The sequence below is a fragment of the Achromobacter sp. Marseille-Q4962 genome, assembly GCF_943737005.1.
GTDB lineage: Bacteria > Pseudomonadota > Gammaproteobacteria > Burkholderiales > Burkholderiaceae_B > Achromobacter.
This window is the reverse complement of record NZ_CALSFU010000002.1, coordinates 71174-89305: the sequence shown is the minus strand read 5'-3', so window position 1 is coordinate 89305 and position 18132 is coordinate 71174. Positions and strand designations below refer to the sequence as shown.

Genomic DNA, 18132 nt, shown 5'->3' with positions numbered 1-18132 from the left:
TGCTTGCGCCTTCAGGCCACGCCCTGCACGGCGCGCATGACGCCGTGCTCGCGCAGGGTTTCGAGATGGCGGGCCATGGCGGCGACGAAATCGGGCTTTTTGCCCAGGTCGCCGAACACCGGCCGGTAGCCGGCCAGCACCAGGGCGCGGCGATGCGCGGCCTGCGAGGGCGCGGCGGCGCGGGCGGCCACCTCGGCGCGTTCGAGCATGCGGGCGAGTTGCGCGGCGAGCGGATCCTGCACCGCGTAGCGGGCGCCGGTTTCGTCGTAGCCGCGCAGGTAGTGCAGCCACGCCGCCACGGCCAGCGCCAGCAGCTCGATGCTCTCGCCGCGCCGCAGGCGCTCGCGGACGGCGGCCAGCAGGCGCGGCGGCACTTTCTGGGAGCCGTCCATGGCCACCTGGTGGGTGAGGTGCGGCAGCGCCGGGTTGGAGACGCGCGCCAGAAAGCGCTGACGGTATTCGTCCAGGCCGGCTTCGGGAATGCCGCGCAGGGTCGGCGCGATTTCCGTGCGGATCAGGGTGTCCACATAGCGCCGCAGTCCGGGGTTGGCGGCGGCTTCGCTGTTGGTCTTGATGCCCAGCATGGCGCCCAGGTAGGCGAAGGCGGAATGCGGGGCGTTGACCATGCGCAGCTTGAGGCGCTCATAAGGCGCGGCGTTGCCGACGAAGGTGGCGCCGCCCGGCACGTCCCAGGCCGGACGGCCGGCGGCGAACTTGTCTTCGATGACCCAGTTGAGATAGGGCTCGGCCACCACGGGCCAGGCGTCCTGGAAGCCGACGCGCTCGGAAATGCGCTGGCGGTCCTCGTCGCGCGTGGCGGGCACGATGCGGTCGACCATGGAGTTGGGGAAGGTACAGTGCGCGTCGATCCAGGCGGTGAGCATGGGGTCCACGCGCAGCGCGAAGGCCAGCACCAGCTTGCGCAGCGTGTCGCCGTTGGACGGCAGGTTGTCGCAGGACAGCAGCGTCACCGGCGGCAGGCCGCGCTCGCGGCGCAGCGACAAGCCGTGCACCAGCATGCCGATGGCGCTGCGCGGCGCCTCGGGGTGCGCCAGGTCGTGCAGGATGTCGGCGTCGTCCCAGCGCAGCAGGCCGGAGGCAGGCTCGTGGCAATAGCCCTTCTCGGTGACGGTCAGGCTGACGATGCGCGTTTGCGGGTAGGCGATGCGCTCCAGCACCGCGTTGGGGTCTTCCTCGGCCACCATCACGCGCAGCACCGAGCCGACCACGCGCAGCGCCTCGCGCGGCTGGCCGTCGGGGCCGGCGTCGCGCGTGGCGAGCGTGTAGAGGCCGTCTTGCGGCGCCAGGGCGTCGCGCACGGCCGGGCTGCGCAGCGAGACGCCCAATATGCCCCAGCTGAGGTCGCCGCTGGCCTGCATGGCCAGATCGGTGACCAGCGCCTGGTGGGCGCGGTGAAAGGCGCCCAGCCCCAGGTGCACGATGCCGGGCGTGAGCCGTTCGCGGTCGTAGGCCGGGCGCTCCACGCCGGCGGGCAGATGGGAGAGAGACTTCGAATTCAAGCGTTCCAGCATGTTCACCAATGCCACAGAGTGCCATCGTGCGCCAGCCGGTTGACCGGCAGATAGGCGCGTTGGTAGGGGTATTTCGCGGCGAGCCCTTCGTCGATTTCCACGCCATGGCCCGGCGCCTCGCCAGGGTATAGCATGCCCTGCTCGTAGTGGTAAGCGTGGGGAAACACGGCATCGGTCTCCTCCGTGTGCCGCATGTATTCCTGGATGCCGAAATTGGGCGCCCAGATGTCGAAATGCAGGGCGGCGCCCAGGCAGACGGGAGAAAGGTCGGTGGCGCCGTGGCAGCCGGTGCGCACCTGGTACAGCGAGGCCAGGTCGGCGATGCGGCGCAGGTGCGTGATGCCGCCCGCATGCACCACGGTGGCGCGGATGTAGTCGATGAGCTGGTTCTGGATCAGGTCCTTGCAGTCCCAGATGGTGTTGAATATCTCGCCCACGGCCAGCGGCGTCACGGTGTGCTGGCGGATGAGTCGGAAGGCTTCCTGGTTTTCGGCGGGCGTGGCGTCTTCCAGCCAGAAGAGCCGGTAGGGCTCGAGCGCCTTGCCCAGCCGTCCCGCCTCGATGGGGGTGAGCCGGTGGTGCACGTCGTGCAGCAAATGCGTGTCCCAGCCCACGGCCTGGCGCAGGCGCTCGAAAAGCCGGGGCGTGTGATCGAGGTATTTCTCGGTGGACCAGTCGTGCTCCGAAGGCAGCGCGGCATCGGCGGGCTCGTAGAACATGCGGCCGCGCCCCACGCCATACACGGCATTCAGCCCGGGCACGCCGCTTTGCGCGCGGACGGCCAGGTAGCCCATGTCGCGGTAGCGCAGCACCTCGTCCACGGTTTCCTCGATGTCGCGGCCGTTGGCGTGCCCGTACACCATGACGCCGCTGCGGCTCCTGCCGCCCAGCAACTGGTAGAGCGGCATGCCCGCGGCCTTGGCCTTGATGTCCCAGAGCGCCGTGTCCACCGCGCCGATGGCCGCCATGGTGACCGGCCCGCGCCGCCAGTACGCGCCGCGGTACAGGTAGTGCCAGATGTCCTCGATCTGCTGCGGGTCGCGCCCCAGCAGGCAGGGCACGACGTGATCGGACAGGTAGGACGCCACCGCCAGCTCGCGGCCGTTGAGCGTCGCGTCGCCGATGCCCGACAGCCCTTCGTCGGTTTCGATCTTGAGCGTCACGAAATTGCGTCCCGGGCTGCACACGATGACCCGCGCGTCGGAGATTTTCATGGAGAGGCTCCTGTGGAGTAGACGCGGCCCCGCGCCGCTACATCACCGCGCCCAGTTGCCAGGGCACGAATTCGTTCTGGCCGTAGCCGTGTTCCTCGCTGCGCGTGCGGCGGCCGGAAGCCGTCTCCAGCATGCGCTGGAAGATGTGCTCGCCCATCTGCTCCACGCTTTGCGCGCCGTCGACCACTGCGCCGCAGTTGATGTCGATATCGTCGGATTGCCGCTGCCAGAGCGCGGTGTTGGTGGAGAGCTTGAGCGAGGGCGCCGGCGCACAGCCGTAGGCCGAGCCGCGCCCGGTGGTGAAACAGATGAGGTTGGCTCCGCCCGCCACCTGCCCGGTGGCCGAGACGGGGTCGTAGCCTGGCGTGTCCATGAAGACGAGGCCGCGCTCGCGCACCGCCTCGGCGTATTCGTAGACCGCCGTGAGATTGGTGGTGCCGCTCTTGGCGATGGCGCCCAGCGACTTTTCCAGGATGGTGGTCAGGCCGCCGGCCTTGTTGCCGGCCGAAGGGTTGTTGTCCATCTCGGCCTGGTTGCGCGCGCAGTAGTCCTCCCACCAGCGCAGCCGCGCCAGCAGCCGCGCCGCCACGTCGGGATGCTGCGCGCGGCGCGTGAGCAGGTGCTCGCCGCCGTAGATCTCGGGCGTCTCCGACAGAATGGCGGTGCCGCCATGGCGCACCAGCCGGTCCACGGCCGCGCCCAGCGCAGGATTGGCGCTGATGCCGGAATAGCCGTCGGAGCCGCCGCACTGCAGGCCCACGACGAGGTGGCTGGCCGGCACGGGCTGGCGGCGCGCCCGGTCGGCCTGCTCCAGCATGGCCCGCACCAGTTCGACGCCCCGCTCCACCGTCTTGCGGGTGCCGCCCGTTTCCTGGATGTTGAACGTGTGCAGCCGCGCGCTTTCGCGCAGACCCTCCTGTTCCATGAGGCCGCCGATCTGGTTGGTTTCGCAGCCCAGGCCCACCACCATGAGGGCGGCGAAATTGGGGTGGCGCGCATAGCCGCCCAACGTGCGGCGCAGCACGCGCAGCGGCTCGCCGTCGGCGCCGGTGGCGCAGCCCGCGCCGTGGGTCAGGGCCACCACGCCGTCCACGTTGGGGTACGGCGCCAGCGCCTCGGGATGGATATCGCGCCGGAAGTGGTCGGCGATCGCGCGTGCGGCGGTGGCCGAACAGTTCACGCTGGTGAGGATGCCGATGTAGTTGCGCGTGGCCACCCGCCCGTCGGCGCGCACGATGCCGTCGAAACAGGCCGGCTGCGCCACGTAGTCGGTGGGGCGCGCGCCCTGCCCGACCGCATAGTCGCGCTCGAAGTCGGAGAACGCCAGGTTGTGCGTATGCACGTGCTGGCCCGGCGCGATGTCTTGCCGGGCCGTGCCGATGATCTGGTTGTAGCGCCGCACCGGCTCGCCGGCGGCAATGGCGCGCACGGCCACCTTGTGGCCGGGCGGCACCAGCCCCGCCACGGTGACGCCCTCGCTCTCCAGGCGCTGCCCGCTGACGAGCTGGCGCCGCGCGATGACCACGTTGTCCGCCGGGTGGATGCGAATGACTGCCGTATCGGTCTGGAACATGGAGGGCTCCGCGGAAAAGGGCCGGGTTCAGCCGTCGATGAGCGCCGGATCCCAGGCGTGCACGCGCTGGCGCTGCTCGCCCAGGCCGGTGATGCCCAGCTTCATTTCGTCGCCCGCCTCGAGATAGACCGGCGCGGGCTTCTGGCCCATGCCGACGCCGGGCGGCGTGCCGGTGCTGATGAGGTCGCCCGGGTACAGCGTCATGAAGCGGCTCACGTAGGCCACCAGTTGCGCCACGCCGAACACCATGGTGCGGGTGCTGCCGTTCTGGTAGCGCTTGCCGTTGACTTCCAGCCACAGTTCCAGGTCTTGGGGATTGGGCACTTCGTCGGCCGTCACCAGCCACGGCCCTACCGGCCCGAAGGTGTCGCAGCCCTTGCCCTTGTCCCAGGTGCCGCCGCGCTCGATCTGGTATTCGCGCTCGGACACGTCGTTCACCACGCAATAGCCGGCCACGTGGGACAGCGCCTCGGCCTCGTCCACGTAGCGGGCCTTCTTGCCGATGACCACGCCCAGCTCCACTTCCCAGTCGGTCTTGACCGAGCCCCGCGGCAGCACCACCGGGTCGTTGCAGCCCGCCAGCGCGGAGGTGGGTTTCATGAAGATGACGGGTTCGGCCGGCACCTGCAGCCCGGCCTCGGCGGCATGATCGGCGTAGTTCAGGCCGATGCAGATGAATTTGCCCATGCCGCTCCAGGGCGGCGCGATCCGGCCGGGACTGGCCACCACGGGCAGGCCCGCCGCGTCCACGGCGCGCAGCCGCGCCAGCCCTTCGGGCGTGAGCGACTGGGCCGTGATGTCGGGCAGCACGGCGGAGAGATCCCGCACCCGCCCCTGGGCATCCACCAGCCCGGGCTTCTCGGCGCCCCGGGCGCCATAGCGCATGAGTTTCATGACGTGTTCCTTTGCTTGCGTTGTGTTCAGTTCGACCAGCCGCCGTCGATGACCTGGGCGGTGCCCGTGGTGAAGGCCGACTCGTCGCTGGCAAGATACACCGCCAGCGCCGCGATTTCCTCCGGGCGGCCGATGCGGCCCATGGGCTGGCGCGCCACGAAGGCGGCCTCCACGATCTCCCGCGTCTGGCCCGAGGCGCGCGCCTGCGCGTCGATGCGTTCGCGCAGCGAGGGCGACTCCACGGTGCCGGGGCAGATGGCGTTGCAGCGCACGCCGCGCGCCACGTAGTCGGCGGCCACCGCCTTGGTCAGGCCGATGACGGCGGCCTTGGTGGCGCCGTAGGCGCAGCGGTTGGGCGCGCCCTTGATGCTGGAGGCCACCGAGGCCATGTTGATGATGGATCCGCCGCCCCGCTCCAGCATGCCCGGCAGGAAGGCGCGGATCATGCGGTACATGGACCGCACGTTGAGCTCGAAGGAGAAATCCCAGGCGGCCTCGTCGCAGTCGAGAATCGCGCCCGCGTGCACGAAACCCGCGCCGTTGAACAGCACCTGCACGGGGCCGGCGTCGCGCGCCAGCTGCGCGACCGCCTGGCCGTCGGTCACGTCCAGCACCTGGCGCCGGCAGCCTTGCAGCGTCTCCAGCGTGGCCGGGTTGAGGTCCACGGCCAGCACGTCCGCCCCTTCGGCGGCATAGGCTTCGGCGACCGCGCGGCCGATGCCCTGCCCCGCGGCGGTCACCACGGCGAGCTTGCCCTGCAATCTTCCTGACATGACGACTCCTTTCATTTGCCGGCCATGCCCATGACGCCGGGCAGCCAGAGCGTGATTTGCGGAATGTAGGTAATGGCCAGCAGCGCGACGAAAAGCGGCACCAGCCAGGGCAGGATCGCCATGGTGGTGCGCTCCACCGAGAGCCGGGCCACGCGCGCCAGCACGAACAGCACCATGCCCAGCGGCGGGTGCAGCAGCCCGATCATGAGGTTGAGCGTCATGATGAGGCCGAAGTGGATGGGGTCTATGCCCAGCTTGAGCACGATGGGCAGCAGAATGGGCACCAGGATGGTGATGGCCGCGATGGTGTCGATGAAGCAGCCCACGATCAGGATGAGCACGTTGGCCATCAGCAGGAAAACCCATTTGTTCTGCGTGACGCTCAGGATGGCGTCCGTAAGGGCCTGCGCGGCCTGGGTGGTGGTGAGCAGCCAGGCGAACACCGAGGCGGCCGTCACGATGAACAGCACCGAGGCGGTGGTTTCTATGGTGTCGAACGATGCCTTGGCCAGCGTGCGCAGCGTCATGGAGCGGTAGCGCACCAATCCGAGGAACAGCGCCCAGATCACCGCGGCCACGGCCGCCTCGGTGGGCGTGAACCAGCCCAGGGTCATGCCGCCGATGAGAATCACCGGCGCCATCAGCGCCATGACGGCCGAGAAGTTGAAGGTCCAGTCCAGCACGAGCAGCGCGGCGAAGGCGACGCCGGTGGCCAGGTTCGGAGACACGCCCAGACTGGTCATGATCCAGATGGCCAGCGGGAAGGCCAGCACAATGAGCACTTCCAGCGTGGCCCCGCCCAGCCGCTTCCAGTTGAAGGACACGTCGCCGCCCCAGTTGTTGCGCCGGGCGTAGTAGGCCACGGTGAGCATCATCAGGAGGGTGAGCACCGCGCCCGGCAGCAGGCCCGCGAGGAACAGCGAGCCGATGGAGACGTTGGCCATCATGCCGTAGATGACGAAGGGCAGCGAGGGCGGGATGATGGGTCCCAGCGTGGCCGAGGCGGCCGTCACGCCCACCGCGAACTCGGTTTCGTAGCCATGGTCTTTCATGGCCTTGATCTCGATGGTGCCCAGCCCCGCCGCGTCGGCAATGGCCGTGCCCGACATGCCGGCGAACACTACCGAGCCGATGATGTTCACCTGCCCCAGGCCGCCGCGCATCCAGCCCACCAGCGCCACGGCGAAGTTGTAGATGCGCCCGGTGATGCCGGCGATGTTCATGAGATTGCCGGCCAGGATGAAGAACGGCACCGCCAGCAGCGGGAACGACTCGACCCCCGCGATCATGCGCTGGGCGATCACCACGTCGGGCACGCTGCCCGTGGCCAGCAGGTACAACAGCGAGGCCCCGGCCATGGACACGGCCACGGGCAGGCCGAAGATCATCAACAGCAGAAAGGTTCCGATCAGGATTCCCATTTCCGGCTCCTCAATCCAGCGACTCGTAGGCGCCGGGATTCTCCAGGATGGAGTATCCCTGCCGCCAGTTGCGCGCCGATACCTGCAGCGAGCGCACGAACATCATCGCGAAGCCCGCCAGCGCCACCCAGTACACGCAAGCCTTGTTCCAGAACAGCGTGGTCATGGGCTCATCGCCCACCAGCTCGATGTACCGGTAAGTGAGCCACACGGTGTAGCCGAAGAAGGCCGTGCGCAGCACGTCGATCAGCGTGGCGCACACGCGCCCCACGGGGCGGGGCAGGTAGCGGTAGAGGAAATCCACCTGGATGTGGCGGCAGGCGCGCACGCACATGGCCGCGCCCAGGAAAACCACGCCGATGAGGCAGTACACCGCCAGCTCCTCGGTCCAGGCGTAGGAATCGTTGAGCACGTAGCGCGAGAAAAACTGCAGGAAGACCAGCACGGCCATGGCCCAGAACAGGGCCAGGCAGATCCAGTCTTCGGGCTGGTAGCCCTTGAGGCTGACCTCGTGGTGGTCGGCCTCTTCGAAACTCTGCACGATTTCCGCCGCCGAGGACGGCGCATGATGGACGGCGGCGGCCGGCGGCGCGAGGCCGGGGGCCGCCGCGGCGGCGGCTTTGGATTGAGTAGGCATGGGCGTTCCCCTTTCCGGTGTGCTGCGCTGGAAAACGGGCCGCGCGCGGCGGCCCGCGCTCGCTCACTTCACGGCCTGGATACGTTCCCAGTCCGATTTCTCGTAGCCGTACTGCTTGAACGGCACTTTCTCGAGCACGGTCTTGCGGAAGTCGCCGGTGTCTACCTCGACCACGTTCAAGCCGCGCTTGCGAAACACGTCCACCATCTTCTTCTCGTTCCCGGCCACTTCGGCCGAAGCCTTTTCGGCGGCTTGCTGGGCCACCTCGGTGAAGATTTTCTTGTCTTCGTCCGACAGGCTCTTCCACAACCTGCCCGAGATGACCGTATTCAGATGGTCCACGATGTGGACGGTGAGAATAATGTTCTTCTGCACCTCGTAGAACTTCTTGGCCTCGATGGTGGTGAGCGGGTTTTCCTGGGCCTCCACGGTGCCGTTCTGCAGGGCCAGGTACACCTCGGCGAAGGCAATGGGCGCGGTATTGGCGCCACAGGCGCGCGGCATGGCCAGATAGGCCGCCACGTCGGGCACCCGGATCTTCAGCCCCTTCATTTCCGAGCACTTGGTGAAGGCCCGGTTGGAGGTGGTCTGGCGCGTGCCGTAGTAGGTGGTGGCGACGATGTGGTTGCCGCTTTTCTCGTCGTAGCCGCGCGTGAGTTCCTTGTAGATGTCGCTCTTGGTGTAGGCAATGAGGTGCGCGGGATCGCGGAAGATGTAGGGATAGTAGGTGACGCCGATGCGGGGGAAAGTCTTGGCCGCGAAGCTGGAGCCGGAGATGATGATGTCCACCGTGCCGAGCGTCAGCCCCTGGTTGATGTCGTTCTCCTTGCCCAGCTGCGATGCGGGATAGACATCGATGTGATAGCGGCCGCCGGTGCGCTTTTCGATCTCCTGGGCGGCCCACACCGAGGCAGTGTGGAACGGCTCGGAAGTTTCGTAGACGTGCGCCCATTTCAGCTTGGTCTGCGCCAGCGCGCTGCCGCCCGTGGCCAGTATGGCGGCGGCCAGCAGCGCCTTGAGGACGTTGCATCGTTTCATGTCGTCTCCTCCCTCGTGGGGGTTGAGGGTCCGGCGGATGTTGTTATGGCCGGCCCATGGGGGGTCAGTTTTCACATACGAGTTGCACCTTGGTACTGCGACTGCGATCGGCCGCCAGCTCGAACGCCTGCGCGGCGAGCGACAGCGGCAATTGCGCGCTCATCAGGGGCCGCACGTCCAGCCTGCGCGCGCGCAGGAAGGAAACGGCCCAATCGAATTCGGCGCCCGCGCGGAAAGCGCCCACGTAATCCAGCTCACGCGCCATGATGTCGTTGGCGGGAAAGGCGATGTCGCCGGCCGGCAGCGTGCCCACCTGCACGATGCGCCCGCCCCGGCGCGTCGCCGCCAGGCAGGTGGCCAGCGCCGCCGGGCTGCCCGCGGCCTCGATGCTCACGTCGGCCAGGCCCGCCAGATCGGCGGGCGCGCACTGGTCGCCGCGCAGCGCTTCGTCCGCGCCGGCCTCGCTCGCCATGCGCAGCGGACGCTCGGCCACGTCCACGGCCACGATGCGCGCCGCGCCGGCCAGGCGGGCCGCCATGACCGTCATGCAGCCGATGGTGCCCCCGCCCGTCACCAGCACCGTCCTGCCCATGAGCGGGCCGGCGCGGTTGACCGCGTGCAGGCCGATCGACAGCGGCTCGGCGCAGGCGATCTCGCCCAGCGAAATGTCTTCGGGCACCGGCGTGAGCTGGCGCGCGTTCATGACGAAGCGTTCGCGGAACAGGCCCTGCACGTGCGGGTACACGCTGGCGCTGCCCAGGAAGCGCATGTGGCGGCACAGGTTGAAACGGCCTTCGCGGCAGTAATCGCAGGCGCCGCAAGGGTGCGAGGGGTTGATCGCGACTTTCATGCCCGGCTCCAGGCCGTGCACGCCGCTGCCGGCGCGCAGCACCACGCCCGAGGCCTCGTGCCCCGGGATGAGCGGTTCGCGGATCACGAAAGCGCCCACCCGTCCATGCTGGAAATAGTGCAGGTCCGATCCGCAGATGCCCGCCGCCCCCAGCCGCAGCTCCACGTCCTGCGGCGCCAACGGCGCCGGTTCCTCGGACGCCAGGCGCAGATCCCGCGCCCCGTGGATGCGGCAGACCAGGCCGCCGCCCTGGCGGGCCGCGATGGCGTCGATGACCTGGCGGTGTTCGTCGATGGCGGCTGCCCAGCTGGCGGGGTTCTCGAAATAGTCGCCCAGCTTGACCGACAAGGGATTGTGGCGCTCGTCGAAGAGTTCGCCCACCACGCGGGCCAGCACGGCGTTGCCGGCGATTTCCGCCACGCGCAGATGGAACAGCCGGTCGCCGCGGATGGGCACGTTGCCGGCGGCCGCTTCGCGCGCCATGGCGTCCACCGCTGCGCGCAAGCCCTCGACGGCGGCGGGCACGGCATTCTGGGCGGCCAGCGCCGCCAGTTCGCCCTCGACGACCTGGCGCGCGCGTATGGTTTCGAGCGGGCTTTCGGCCGTGAGGCTGGCCTGCGGCGCGGCGCCCGGGCCGCGCACGTAAACGCCCGACCCCATGCGCACTTCGACCCAGCCCTCCACTTCCAGCGCGATCAGCGCCTCTCGCACCGAAGGGCGGGACACGCCCAGCTTGAGGGCCAGGTCGCGTTCCGGCGGCAGACGGGCGCCTTCGGGGAACTCCCCCGCCTCGATCAGCTCGCGGAGCTGGTCGGCAATCTGGCGGTATAGACGCCGGGGTTCGATGATCTGGATAGGCATGGGCGCCGGGTAAAAGGGTAAAGTGGCCTTACCAATTGGCCACTATGCTGCGCGCATGCGCCATGGGCGCACAATTAGGGTTTGCCCATGGATTCGCCCCCCCTGGCGCCTTCCATATCTGTTAAAACCCCGCCAACCGGTTTTCTCGCCCAGCCATGTCCCATCCGCACTCCTCGCCCTACAAAAGCACCGGCGGCCTGCGCCGCATCCTGAATGCGCTGCGCTATTCGCTACAGGGCCTGCGGGCCGCCATCCGCTACGAGGCGGCTTTCCGGCAGGAGCTGGTGCTGGCCGTGCTGCTGATTCCGGCGGCCTTCTTCCTGGGCCGCAATACGGTGGAGGTGTTCCTGCTGGTCGCCACCGTGATACTGGTGCTGGTGGTGGAACTGCTGAATTCCGCCATCGAAGCGCTGGCCGACGCCCTGTCGGTGGAAACCCATCCGCTGCTGGGCCGCGCCAAAGACCTGGGCAGCGCCGCGGTGATGCTGATGCTGCTTTTCACGGTGGCGGTGTGGGCCGGCGTGGCGATCAGCCGATACCTCATGCACTGACCGGAAACGCCAGCCCCGGCCGCCGCCCGGAAGCGGCCGGCCCATCGCGGGCAGACCGCAATGTCCCGCAATTCCTGCCCGCCCGTATACTGGGAGCCATCATGCCTACATCGACGTCAGCCCCCTCCGAACGCATCGTGATCGTCGGCGGCGGCGCGGGCGGCCTGGAACTGGCCTCCCGCCTCGGCCGTGCGCATGGCCGCCAGCGCATCACGCTGGTGGACAGCCGCCCCTTCCATATCTGGAAGCCCTCCCTGCACGAGGCGGCGGCGGGCACGCTGGACATCCACCAGGAGGGCCTGTCGTACCTGATGCTGGCGCATCTCAACGGCTTCAGTTTCGCGCAGGGCCGACTCGAAAGCGTGGACCGCGAGCGCCGGCTCGTCACGGTGGACGCCGTGCGCGACGATCAGGGCGAAGAAGTCCTGCCCCGCCGCGAGCTGGGCTACGACACGCTGGTGCTGGCGCTGGGCAGCGCCTCGAACTTCTTCAATACACCGGGCGCCGAGGCTCACGCCGTCACGCTGGACACCACCGAGAACGCCGAACAGTTCCGGCTGACCATGCTCAAGGCCATGGCGCTGGTGGACCAGGCCAAGGTGCGCGACCCCTCCTCGCGGCTGGACCTGGTCATCGTGGGCGGCGGCGCCACGGGCGTGGAACTGGCGGTGGAGCTGGTGGAAGCCAGCCACGTGGTCAGCGCCTACGGCCTGCCGAACTTCCGCGCCGAGCGCGACCTGGCGATCACGCTGGTGGAAGGCGCGCCGCGCATTCTCTCGGCCCTGCCCGAGAAGATCTCCACCGCCGCCACGGCGCGCCTGAAGGAACTAGGCATACGCGTGGAGACATCGTGCCGGGTTTCCGAAGTCACCGGCGCCTCGGTCAAGACCGCGGACGGGCGGGAATTTCCCGCCCAGCTCTGCATGTGGGCGGCGGGCATTCAGGGGCCCGCGGTGCTGCGCGGCCTGGGGCTGCCGCTCAACAAGCTGGGCCAGATCGAAGTGAACGAGCGGCTGGAGACATCCGATCCGCACATCCTGGCGCTGGGCGATTGCTGCGCCGCGCCCTGGCGCGACGGCCGCACCGTGCCGGCCCGCGCACAGGCCGCGCACCAGCAGGCCGAGTACCTGGCCAAGAAACTGGGCGCGCGCCTGCGCCATGCGCCGGAACCGTCTGCGCCCTATGTGTACGAAGACCACGGCTCGCTGGTTTCGCTCGGGCAGGACGCCGGCGTGGGCAGCCTGATGGGCAAGCTCGCGGGGCGGGGCCTGTTCGTAAGCGGTACACTGGCGCGCCTGATGTACATGAGCCTGCACCTGATGCACCACAAGGCGGTGCTGGGCGTCTCGCGCACCGCGTCCCTGGCGCTGGCCCGACTGCTCATGCGCCGCACCCGCCCGCGGGTCAAACTGCACTGAATCCCATGAATTTCCTGCAAAAACTCGAACACGCCTGGGCCGCCAGCCAATCGCTCCTGCAGGTCGGGCTCGATCCCGACCCGCAGCGCTTTCCGCGCGAGCTGCACGGCAAGCCGGACGCCATCTTCCAGTTCTGCCGCGGCATCGTGGACGCCACCGCGCCCTATGCGTGCAGCTTCAAGCCGCAGATCGCCTACTTTGCCGCGCACCGGGCCGAAGAGCAGCTCGAGGCCCTGTGCCAGCACATCCGCGACCAGCACCCCGACCTGCCCATCGTGCTGGACGCCAAGCGCGGCGACATCGGCTCCACCGCCGAAAACTACGCGCGCGAGGCGTTCGAGCGCTACCAGGCGCATGCGCTCACGGTGTCTCCCTACATGGGGCTGGATTCCGTCGAGCCCTATCTCGCCTGGCGCGATCGCGGCGTGATCGTGCTGTGCCGCACCTCCAACCCCGGCGGCTCGGACCTGCAATTCCTGAAGATGGAAGACGGCACGCCGCTGTACCTGCACGTGGCGGGCCTGGTGGCCGATAAATGGAACGCCAACGGCCAGTGCGGCCTGGTCGTGGGAGCCACTTTCCCCAACGAACTGGCCGCGGTGCGCCAGCGCATCGGCGACGCCGTGCCCCTGCTGGTGCCCGGCATCGGCGCGCAGGGCGGCGACATCACCGCCACGGTGAACGCGGGCGCCAACGCCGCGCGCGCCGGCATGATGATCAATTCTTCGCGCGCCATCATCTACGCCAGCGGCGGCGACGACTGGCGCGAAGCCGCCGCCCAGGCCGCCAAGGGCCTGCGCGACGCCATCAACGCGGTGCGCTGAGCCGCACCCGCGGCGTCGAGGGCCGGCGCAAGCCGGCAGGCGCGCCCTCCCGGACAGCGCCGGCCTAGACCGGCTCGCCGATGAATTCCAGCACGCCCCGCAGCGCGTAGTCCACGGCCGCCAGGCGCACCTGGGCGCGGTCGCCCCGGAATACGTGCGTAACGGCGCGGCTGCTGATGCCGTCGTCCACGCGCAGGGCGAATCCGAAGCACACCATGCCCACCGGCTTGCCCGGCGTGGCGCCGCCCGGCCCGGCGATGCCGGTGGTGGACACGGCCAGGTGCGCGCCCGGCGAGGCCAGCAGCACGCCGTTGGCCATTTCCAGCGCCACCGGCTCGCTAACTGCGCCGAAATGATGCAGGGCGTCGGGCGAAACCCGGAGTTCGGCGACCTTGGCCTCGTTGCTGTAAGTGACGAAGCCCCGGTCGAACCAGCCGCTGGAGCCTGCGATGGACGTGATGGCCCCGGCCAGCAGGCCGCCCGTGCAGGACTCCGCGGTGCCCAGCATCCAGCCGTGGCGCATGAGCGTTTCGCCCAGGCGCTCGGCCAGTCCGTGGATGGTGGCCTGCGCCAGCTGCGACGCCGACAGGCCGGACTGCGTGTACGCGGTTTGATCGCTCATCCGAAGACTCCTGTGCGCGCGGCCAGCGCCATGATGACCAGGGCATAGAACGCCGCGACGATATCGTCCCACATTACGCCGAAACCGCCCTTGAGGCGGGCGTCGAAAAACTTGATGGGCGGCGGCTTCACGATGTCGAAGGTGCGAAACAGCACGAACGCCAGCGCCTGGGGCAGCAGCCCGGCCGGCGAGAACCACAGCACCAGCCAGAATGCCACCATTTCGTCCCAGACCATTCCGACGTGATCGGGCTGGCGAAGTTCCTTGCCCACGCGGTCGCAAGCCCAGCAGCCATAGAGAAACGCCAGCAACAGGAAAATGCCGATGTACAGGTCCGTTGCCGCGGGCGAGGCGGCTACCCAGATCGCCCAGGCCAGCAGCGTGCCCCAGGTGCCGGAGGCCGGACGGACCAGGCCGCTGCCCAGCCCGAAGGCGATGAGCCGCCCCGGGTCGCGGCAGACCCAGGCCAGCGCGGGATAGGCGGCGCGCGAGCGCTCGCGCATGGAGGGAGACTGCGGATCGGAAGACGGCATGCTCATGCGCAGAGAATAGCGGAAGGCGGCGCGTCAGGCCGCCGGAAAATGGTCGAAGCCGCGCGGCAGCCCGGCCAGCGGGCGGCCCTCAGCGTCCCGCACCGCCAGGCCCGGCCCGGCGGTGATCTCGCCCACGCGCGTGACGCGGACGCCGGCCTGCCGGGCGGCTTGGGCCACGTCGGCGCGCCGCGCGGCCGGCGCGGTAAAGCAGAGCTGATAGACGTCGCCGCCCCCCAGCAGCGCCTGGCGGCGGCGGGGCTCGGCCAGGCCGTCCAGCGCCGCGGCGGCGGGCAGGCTGGCGTACCACAGGCAGGCGCCCACCCCGCTGGCAGCCAGGATGTGGCCCAGGTCTTGCAGCAGGCCGTCGGAAATGTCGATGGCGGCGTGCGCGATGCCGCGCAGGGCCAGGCCCAGCGCCACCTGGGGCTCGGGCCATTCCAGCGCGGCGCGCGTGGCCGCCAGCAGGGGCGGGTCGGCCGGATGCTGCCCGTCGAGCAGCCGATAGGCGATGTCGGCCGCGCCGAGCTCGCCGGAAACCCAGATGTCGTCGCCGGCCCGGGCGCCCGCGCGCCGCAGCGCCGTCGCGGCCGGCACGGAGCCGAACACGGTGACGCTGATGGCGATGTCATGGGCGCTTCGGGTGGTGTCGCCCCCGATCAGCGGGCAGCCGTGCGCCGCGGCCAGGTCGTGGAACCCCTGCGCGAACGCGGCCAGCCAGGCTTCGTCCAGCCGCGGCAGCGCCAGCCCCAGCACGCAGCCGATGGGCCTGGCGCCCATGGCGGCGAGATCCGACAGGTTGACCGCCAGCGACTTGTGCCCCAGCGCGCGCGGATCCACGTCGGAAAAGAAATGGCGCCCTTCGAGCAGCAGGTCGATGCTGGTGGCCACTTCCTCGCCCGCGGGGGCCGGAAACAGCGCGCAGTCGTCGCCCACGCCGAGCAGTCCCTGCGGCGCGGCGCGGTTGAAATAGCGCGCGATCAGCTCGAACTCCGACGCCACGGAAACTCCAGGCAGGAAAGTGGAAAAAGGCGGGCCGGGCGGCGCCCAAACGCGCCGCTGCGGACCGGGTCAGCGGCGCTGCTGGGCGGCGGCCTGCACTTCGTGCGCGCGCACGTCGGCCGCCAGCTTGTCGAGCACGCCGTTCACGAACTTGAATCCGTCGGTGCCGCCGAACGACTTGGCCAGCTCCACCGCCTCGTTGATGGCGACCTTGTACGGCACCTCGACGTGATGGATCAGCTCGTAGCTGCCGATCAGCAGAATGCCGTGCTCCACCGGCGACAGCTCGGCCAGCGGGCGGTCCACATAGGGCGTGAAGCGTTCGCGCAGGGCGGGCGCCTCGCGCAGCACGCCGTGCAGCAGGGTCTTGAACCATTGCGCGTCGGCTTCGGAGAAATCTTCGGCATCGCGCAGATGGGCGTCGATTTCGCCGGCGTCCTGCGTGCCCTGGCCGCCGCGCAGCAGCCACGCGTACACGCCCTGCAGCGCGAATTCGCGCGCACGGCGGCGGGCGCTGCGGGCGTTGGCGCGGGCCTGCGCCGCGCTGTCAGCGCTGGTCGTCTTCTTCGTCGTCAAAATCTTCGTCCTCGTCGTATTCGTCGTCGTCATCTTCCTCGGGCTCCAGCGCCGCCACGAGGTTGGCCATCTCCACGGCCACCTGGGCGCAGTCGCGGCCCTTGCCGGCGGCGCGCGCCTGGGCCTGCTCGTCGGTGTCGACGGTGAGCACGCCGTTGGCGACCGGAATGCCGGTTTCCAGGGAGATGCGGGTAATCGCGGCGGCCATCTCGTTGCTGACCACCTCGAAGTGATAAGTCTCACCGCGGATCACGGCGCCCAGCGCGATCAGGGCGTCGAACTCGAAAGTCTCGGCCATGTGCGACAGCGCCACGCCCAGCTCGAGCGCGCCCGGCACGGTGGCGACCATGACATCGCGCTCGTCCACGCCCAGCTCGGCCAGTTCCTTCAAGCAGGCGTCCAGCTCGGCCAGGCCGATTTCTTCGTTGAAGCGGGCGCGTACGATGCCGATGTGCAGCCCTTCGCCGTTCAGGTCGGGGGTGAGGATGTAAGGGTTCATGTGTCGGCCTTCTGTTGGTTGCGTGGTGTTTCGGGAGGGTCGCAATCGTAACCCGTAATGGTGAGCGCGAAGCCCGCCATGCTGGGCATCTTGCGCGGCCGGGCCAGCAGCCTCATCTGGCCCACGTTGAGGTCGCGCAGGATCTGGGCGCCGATGCCGTAGGTGCGCAGGCCGTGGCGGTCGCCCCCGCCCGGGTTGGCCACGGCCTTGGGATCCGTCCAGCCGGCGATCTGGCCGGCCAGGTACTCGGCCGAAGGCTGGCAGTTCATGAGCACCAGCACGCCGGCCGGCGCCGCGGAGATGGCTTTCAGCGCCTGGCCCACGCCCCAGCTGTGCGGGCTGGCGCCGGTGTCCAGCACGTCCAGCACGGAGGCGGGTTCGTGCACGCGCACCAGGGTTTCGCGGTCGGGGGAGATGTCGCCATGCGTAAGGGCCAGGTGCACGGCGCCCGCGGCCGTGTCCTGGTAGGCCACGGCGCGGAATTCGCCCCAGGCCGTCTGCATGGCGCGCTCGCCCATGCGCTTGATGATGGATTCGTGCTCGCTGCGGTACTGGATCAGGTCGGCGATGGTGCCGATCTTGAGCTGGTGCTGGCGGGCGAACTCGACCAGGTCGGGCAGGCGCGCCATGGTGCCGTCGGGCTTGAGGATTTCGCAGATGACGGCGGCCGGCGTCAGGCCGGCCATGGCGGTGAGGTCGCAGCCGGCCTCGGTATGGCCGGCGCGCACCAGCACCCCGCCCGGCACGGCGCGTACCGGGAAGATGTGGCCGGGCTGAACCAGGTCGGAAGGCTTGGCGTCGCGCGCCACCGCCACCTGGATGGTGCGGGCGCGGTCGGCGGCCGAGATGCCGGTTTCGACGCCCTCGGCGGCTTCGATCGACTGCGTGAAATTGGTGCCGTAGCGCGTGCCGTTGCGGGCCGCCATGAGCGGCAGGTCGAGCTGGCGGCAGCGCTCTTCGGTGAGGGTCAGACAGACCAGGCCGCGGCCGTGCGTGACCATGAAGTTGATGGCCTCGGGCGTGACGAATTCGGCGGCCATGACCAGGTCGCCTTCGTTTTCGCGGTCTTCTTCGTCGACCAGGATGACGATGCGGCCGGCGCGCAGCTCGGCAATGATTTCGGCAACGGACGCGATGCCGAAGGATTCCGGCGCGGCGCCGGGCAGGGAGGACAACTGGACGGACATGGCGTACACGCAAACCAGGCGGGAAAGCCCGGATTTTACCGCCCCTGGCGCCGGATTCCCTATCGCGGGCCGCAAGGCCCCCGCGCCATGCCGGCCGGCCGCCGCCCCGGAGTAAACTGCGGCCCGGAGA

The 18132-nt window shown here is 69.3% G+C and carries 18 protein-coding genes; 3 read left to right on the top strand and 15 right to left on the bottom strand.

Annotated features, from left to right (window positions below; genetic code table 11):
- Positions 1-11: 11 nt before the first annotated feature.
- The 9 genes from NGJ44_RS02130 to NGJ44_RS02090 all read right to left on the bottom strand — a co-directional run bounded on the left by NGJ44_RS02130 (position 12) and on the right by NGJ44_RS02090 (position 10793).
- Positions 12-1532 carry a mannitol dehydrogenase family protein gene (locus NGJ44_RS02130; RefSeq protein ID WP_251862962.1) on the bottom strand — a complete coding sequence of 507 codons (1521 nt, stop codon included), beginning with the start codon at positions 1530-1532 and terminating at the stop codon, positions 12-14.
- Between the two features lie 2 nt (positions 1533-1534).
- Positions 1535-2746 carry a D-mannonate dehydratase ManD gene (manD, locus tag NGJ44_RS02125; RefSeq protein ID WP_053244787.1) on the bottom strand — a complete coding sequence of 404 codons (1212 nt, stop codon included), beginning with the start codon at positions 2744-2746 and terminating at the stop codon, positions 1535-1537.
- Between the two features lie 37 nt (positions 2747-2783).
- Positions 2784-4319: a UxaA family hydrolase gene (locus tag NGJ44_RS02120; RefSeq protein WP_053246408.1), complete on the bottom strand. Its 1536-nt coding sequence runs from the start codon at positions 4317-4319 to the stop codon at positions 2784-2786.
- Positions 4320-4346: 27 nt separating this feature from the next.
- Positions 4347-5213 (bottom strand): fumarylacetoacetate hydrolase family protein, encoded by an 867-nt coding sequence (locus NGJ44_RS02115; protein ID WP_053244788.1) that lies wholly within the window; start codon positions 5211-5213, stop codon positions 4347-4349.
- A 26-nt stretch (positions 5214-5239) separates the two neighbouring features.
- Positions 5240-5986, bottom strand: a complete 747-nt coding sequence (locus NGJ44_RS02110) for an SDR family oxidoreductase (RefSeq protein ID WP_251862961.1) — start codon at positions 5984-5986, stop codon at positions 5240-5242.
- Positions 5987-5997: 11 nt separating this feature from the next.
- Positions 5998-7407, bottom strand: coding sequence for a TRAP transporter large permease (locus NGJ44_RS02105; protein WP_251862960.1), 1410 nt, complete (start codon positions 7405-7407; stop codon positions 5998-6000).
- A gap of 10 nt (positions 7408-7417) precedes the next feature.
- Positions 7418-8044 carry a TRAP transporter small permease gene (locus NGJ44_RS02100; protein ID WP_251862959.1) on the bottom strand — a complete coding sequence of 209 codons (627 nt, stop codon included), beginning with the start codon at positions 8042-8044 and terminating at the stop codon, positions 7418-7420.
- A gap of 63 nt (positions 8045-8107) precedes the next feature.
- Complete coding sequence (locus NGJ44_RS02095) at positions 8108-9082, bottom strand: sialic acid TRAP transporter substrate-binding protein SiaP (RefSeq protein ID WP_251862958.1); 975 nt, start codon at positions 9080-9082, stop codon at positions 8108-8110.
- 64 nt (positions 9083-9146) lie between these two features.
- Positions 9147-10793 (bottom strand): alcohol dehydrogenase catalytic domain-containing protein, encoded by a 1647-nt coding sequence (locus NGJ44_RS02090; RefSeq protein WP_251862957.1) that lies wholly within the window; start codon positions 10791-10793, stop codon positions 9147-9149.
- 155 nt (positions 10794-10948) lie between these two features.
- Between NGJ44_RS02090 and NGJ44_RS02085 the strand changes: the two genes are divergently transcribed.
- From NGJ44_RS02085 to pyrF, 3 genes are all read left to right on the top strand, one after another.
- Positions 10949-11344 carry a diacylglycerol kinase gene (locus tag NGJ44_RS02085; protein ID WP_053246517.1) on the top strand — a complete coding sequence of 132 codons (396 nt, stop codon included), beginning with the start codon at positions 10949-10951 and terminating at the stop codon, positions 11342-11344.
- A 101-nt stretch (positions 11345-11445) separates the two neighbouring features.
- A complete protein-coding gene (locus NGJ44_RS02080; RefSeq protein WP_251862956.1) occupies positions 11446-12762 on the top strand; it encodes an NAD(P)/FAD-dependent oxidoreductase in 1317 nt (438 codons plus the stop codon).
- 5 nt (positions 12763-12767) lie between these two features.
- Entirely contained in the window at positions 12768-13586 is an 819-nt protein-coding gene (gene pyrF / locus NGJ44_RS02075) for an orotidine-5'-phosphate decarboxylase (RefSeq protein ID WP_053246515.1), read from the top strand.
- A 64-nt stretch (positions 13587-13650) separates the two neighbouring features.
- Here the strand turns inward: pyrF and NGJ44_RS02070 are convergent, their stop codons facing one another.
- From NGJ44_RS02070 to ribBA, 6 genes are all read right to left on the bottom strand, one after another.
- Positions 13651-14208, bottom strand: coding sequence for a CinA family protein (locus tag NGJ44_RS02070; RefSeq protein ID WP_053246653.1), 558 nt, complete (start codon positions 14206-14208; stop codon positions 13651-13653).
- The gene (locus NGJ44_RS02065) at positions 14205-14711 is read right to left on the bottom strand and encodes a phosphatidylglycerophosphatase A family protein (protein WP_251863070.1); all 507 of its coding nucleotides are present in this window, start codon (positions 14709-14711) and stop codon (positions 14205-14207) included. The genes NGJ44_RS02070 and NGJ44_RS02065 overlap by 4 nt, the downstream gene beginning before the upstream one ends.
- A gap of 63 nt (positions 14712-14774) precedes the next feature.
- Complete coding sequence (thiL, locus tag NGJ44_RS02060) at positions 14775-15740, bottom strand: thiamine-phosphate kinase (protein WP_251862955.1); 966 nt, start codon at positions 15738-15740, stop codon at positions 14775-14777.
- A 69-nt stretch (positions 15741-15809) separates the two neighbouring features.
- On the bottom strand, positions 15810-16316 hold the full coding sequence (nusB, locus tag NGJ44_RS02055; RefSeq protein ID WP_251862954.1) for a transcription antitermination factor NusB: 507 nt from the start codon (positions 16314-16316) through the stop codon (positions 15810-15812).
- Positions 16288-16815 (bottom strand): 6,7-dimethyl-8-ribityllumazine synthase, encoded by a 528-nt coding sequence (gene ribH / locus NGJ44_RS02050; RefSeq protein ID WP_053246353.1) that lies wholly within the window; start codon positions 16813-16815, stop codon positions 16288-16290. Before ribH ends, nusB begins: the two co-directional genes overlap by 29 nt.
- Entirely contained in the window at positions 16812-18002 is a 1191-nt protein-coding gene (ribBA, locus tag NGJ44_RS02045) for a bifunctional 3,4-dihydroxy-2-butanone-4-phosphate synthase/GTP cyclohydrolase II (RefSeq protein WP_053246352.1), read from the bottom strand. The genes ribH and ribBA overlap by 4 nt, the downstream gene beginning before the upstream one ends.
- Positions 18003-18132: the final 130 nt, after the last annotated feature.

Excerpts from the sequence above, each read along its gene's own strand:
- NGJ44_RS02095 (WP_251862958.1), bottom strand. The coding sequence starts at position 9,082 with ATGAAACGATGCAACGTCCTCAAGGCGCTGCTGGCCGCCGCCATACTG.
- NGJ44_RS02090 (WP_251862957.1), bottom strand. The coding sequence starts at position 10,793 with ATGCCTATCCAGATCATCGAACCCCGGCGTCTATACCGCCAGATTGCC.
- NGJ44_RS02120 (WP_053246408.1), bottom strand. The coding sequence starts at position 4,319 with ATGTTCCAGACCGATACGGCAGTCATTCGCATCCACCCGGCGGACAAC.
- NGJ44_RS02110 (WP_251862961.1), bottom strand. The coding sequence starts at position 5,986 with ATGTCAGGAAGATTGCAGGGCAAGCTCGCCGTGGTGACCGCCGCGGGG.
- ribH (WP_053246353.1), bottom strand. The coding sequence starts at position 16,815 with ATGAACCCTTACATCCTCACCCCCGACCTGAACGGCGAAGGGCTGCAC.
- NGJ44_RS02085 (WP_053246517.1), top strand. The coding sequence starts at position 10,949 with ATGTCCCATCCGCACTCCTCGCCCTACAAAAGCACCGGCGGCCTGCGC.
- ribBA (WP_053246352.1), bottom strand. The coding sequence starts at position 18,002 with ATGTCCGTCCAGTTGTCCTCCCTGCCCGGCGCCGCGCCGGAATCCTTC.
- manD (WP_053244787.1), bottom strand. The coding sequence starts at position 2,746 with ATGAAAATCTCCGACGCGCGGGTCATCGTGTGCAGCCCGGGACGCAAT.
- NGJ44_RS02070 (WP_053246653.1), bottom strand. The coding sequence starts at position 14,208 with ATGAGCGATCAAACCGCGTACACGCAGTCCGGCCTGTCGGCGTCGCAG.
- NGJ44_RS02065 (WP_251863070.1), bottom strand. The coding sequence starts at position 14,711 with ATGCGCGAGCGCTCGCGCGCCGCCTATCCCGCGCTGGCCTGGGTCTGC.
- NGJ44_RS02115 (WP_053244788.1), bottom strand. The coding sequence starts at position 5,213 with ATGAAACTCATGCGCTATGGCGCCCGGGGCGCCGAGAAGCCCGGGCTG.
- NGJ44_RS02080 (WP_251862956.1), top strand. The coding sequence starts at position 11,446 with ATGCCTACATCGACGTCAGCCCCCTCCGAACGCATCGTGATCGTCGGC.
- pyrF (WP_053246515.1), top strand. The coding sequence starts at position 12,768 with ATGAATTTCCTGCAAAAACTCGAACACGCCTGGGCCGCCAGCCAATCG.
- NGJ44_RS02100 (WP_251862959.1), bottom strand. The coding sequence starts at position 8,044 with ATGCCTACTCAATCCAAAGCCGCCGCCGCGGCGGCCCCCGGCCTCGCG.
- NGJ44_RS02130 (WP_251862962.1), bottom strand. The coding sequence starts at position 1,532 with ATGCTGGAACGCTTGAATTCGAAGTCTCTCTCCCATCTGCCCGCCGGC.
- NGJ44_RS02105 (WP_251862960.1), bottom strand. The coding sequence starts at position 7,407 with ATGGGAATCCTGATCGGAACCTTTCTGCTGTTGATGATCTTCGGCCTG.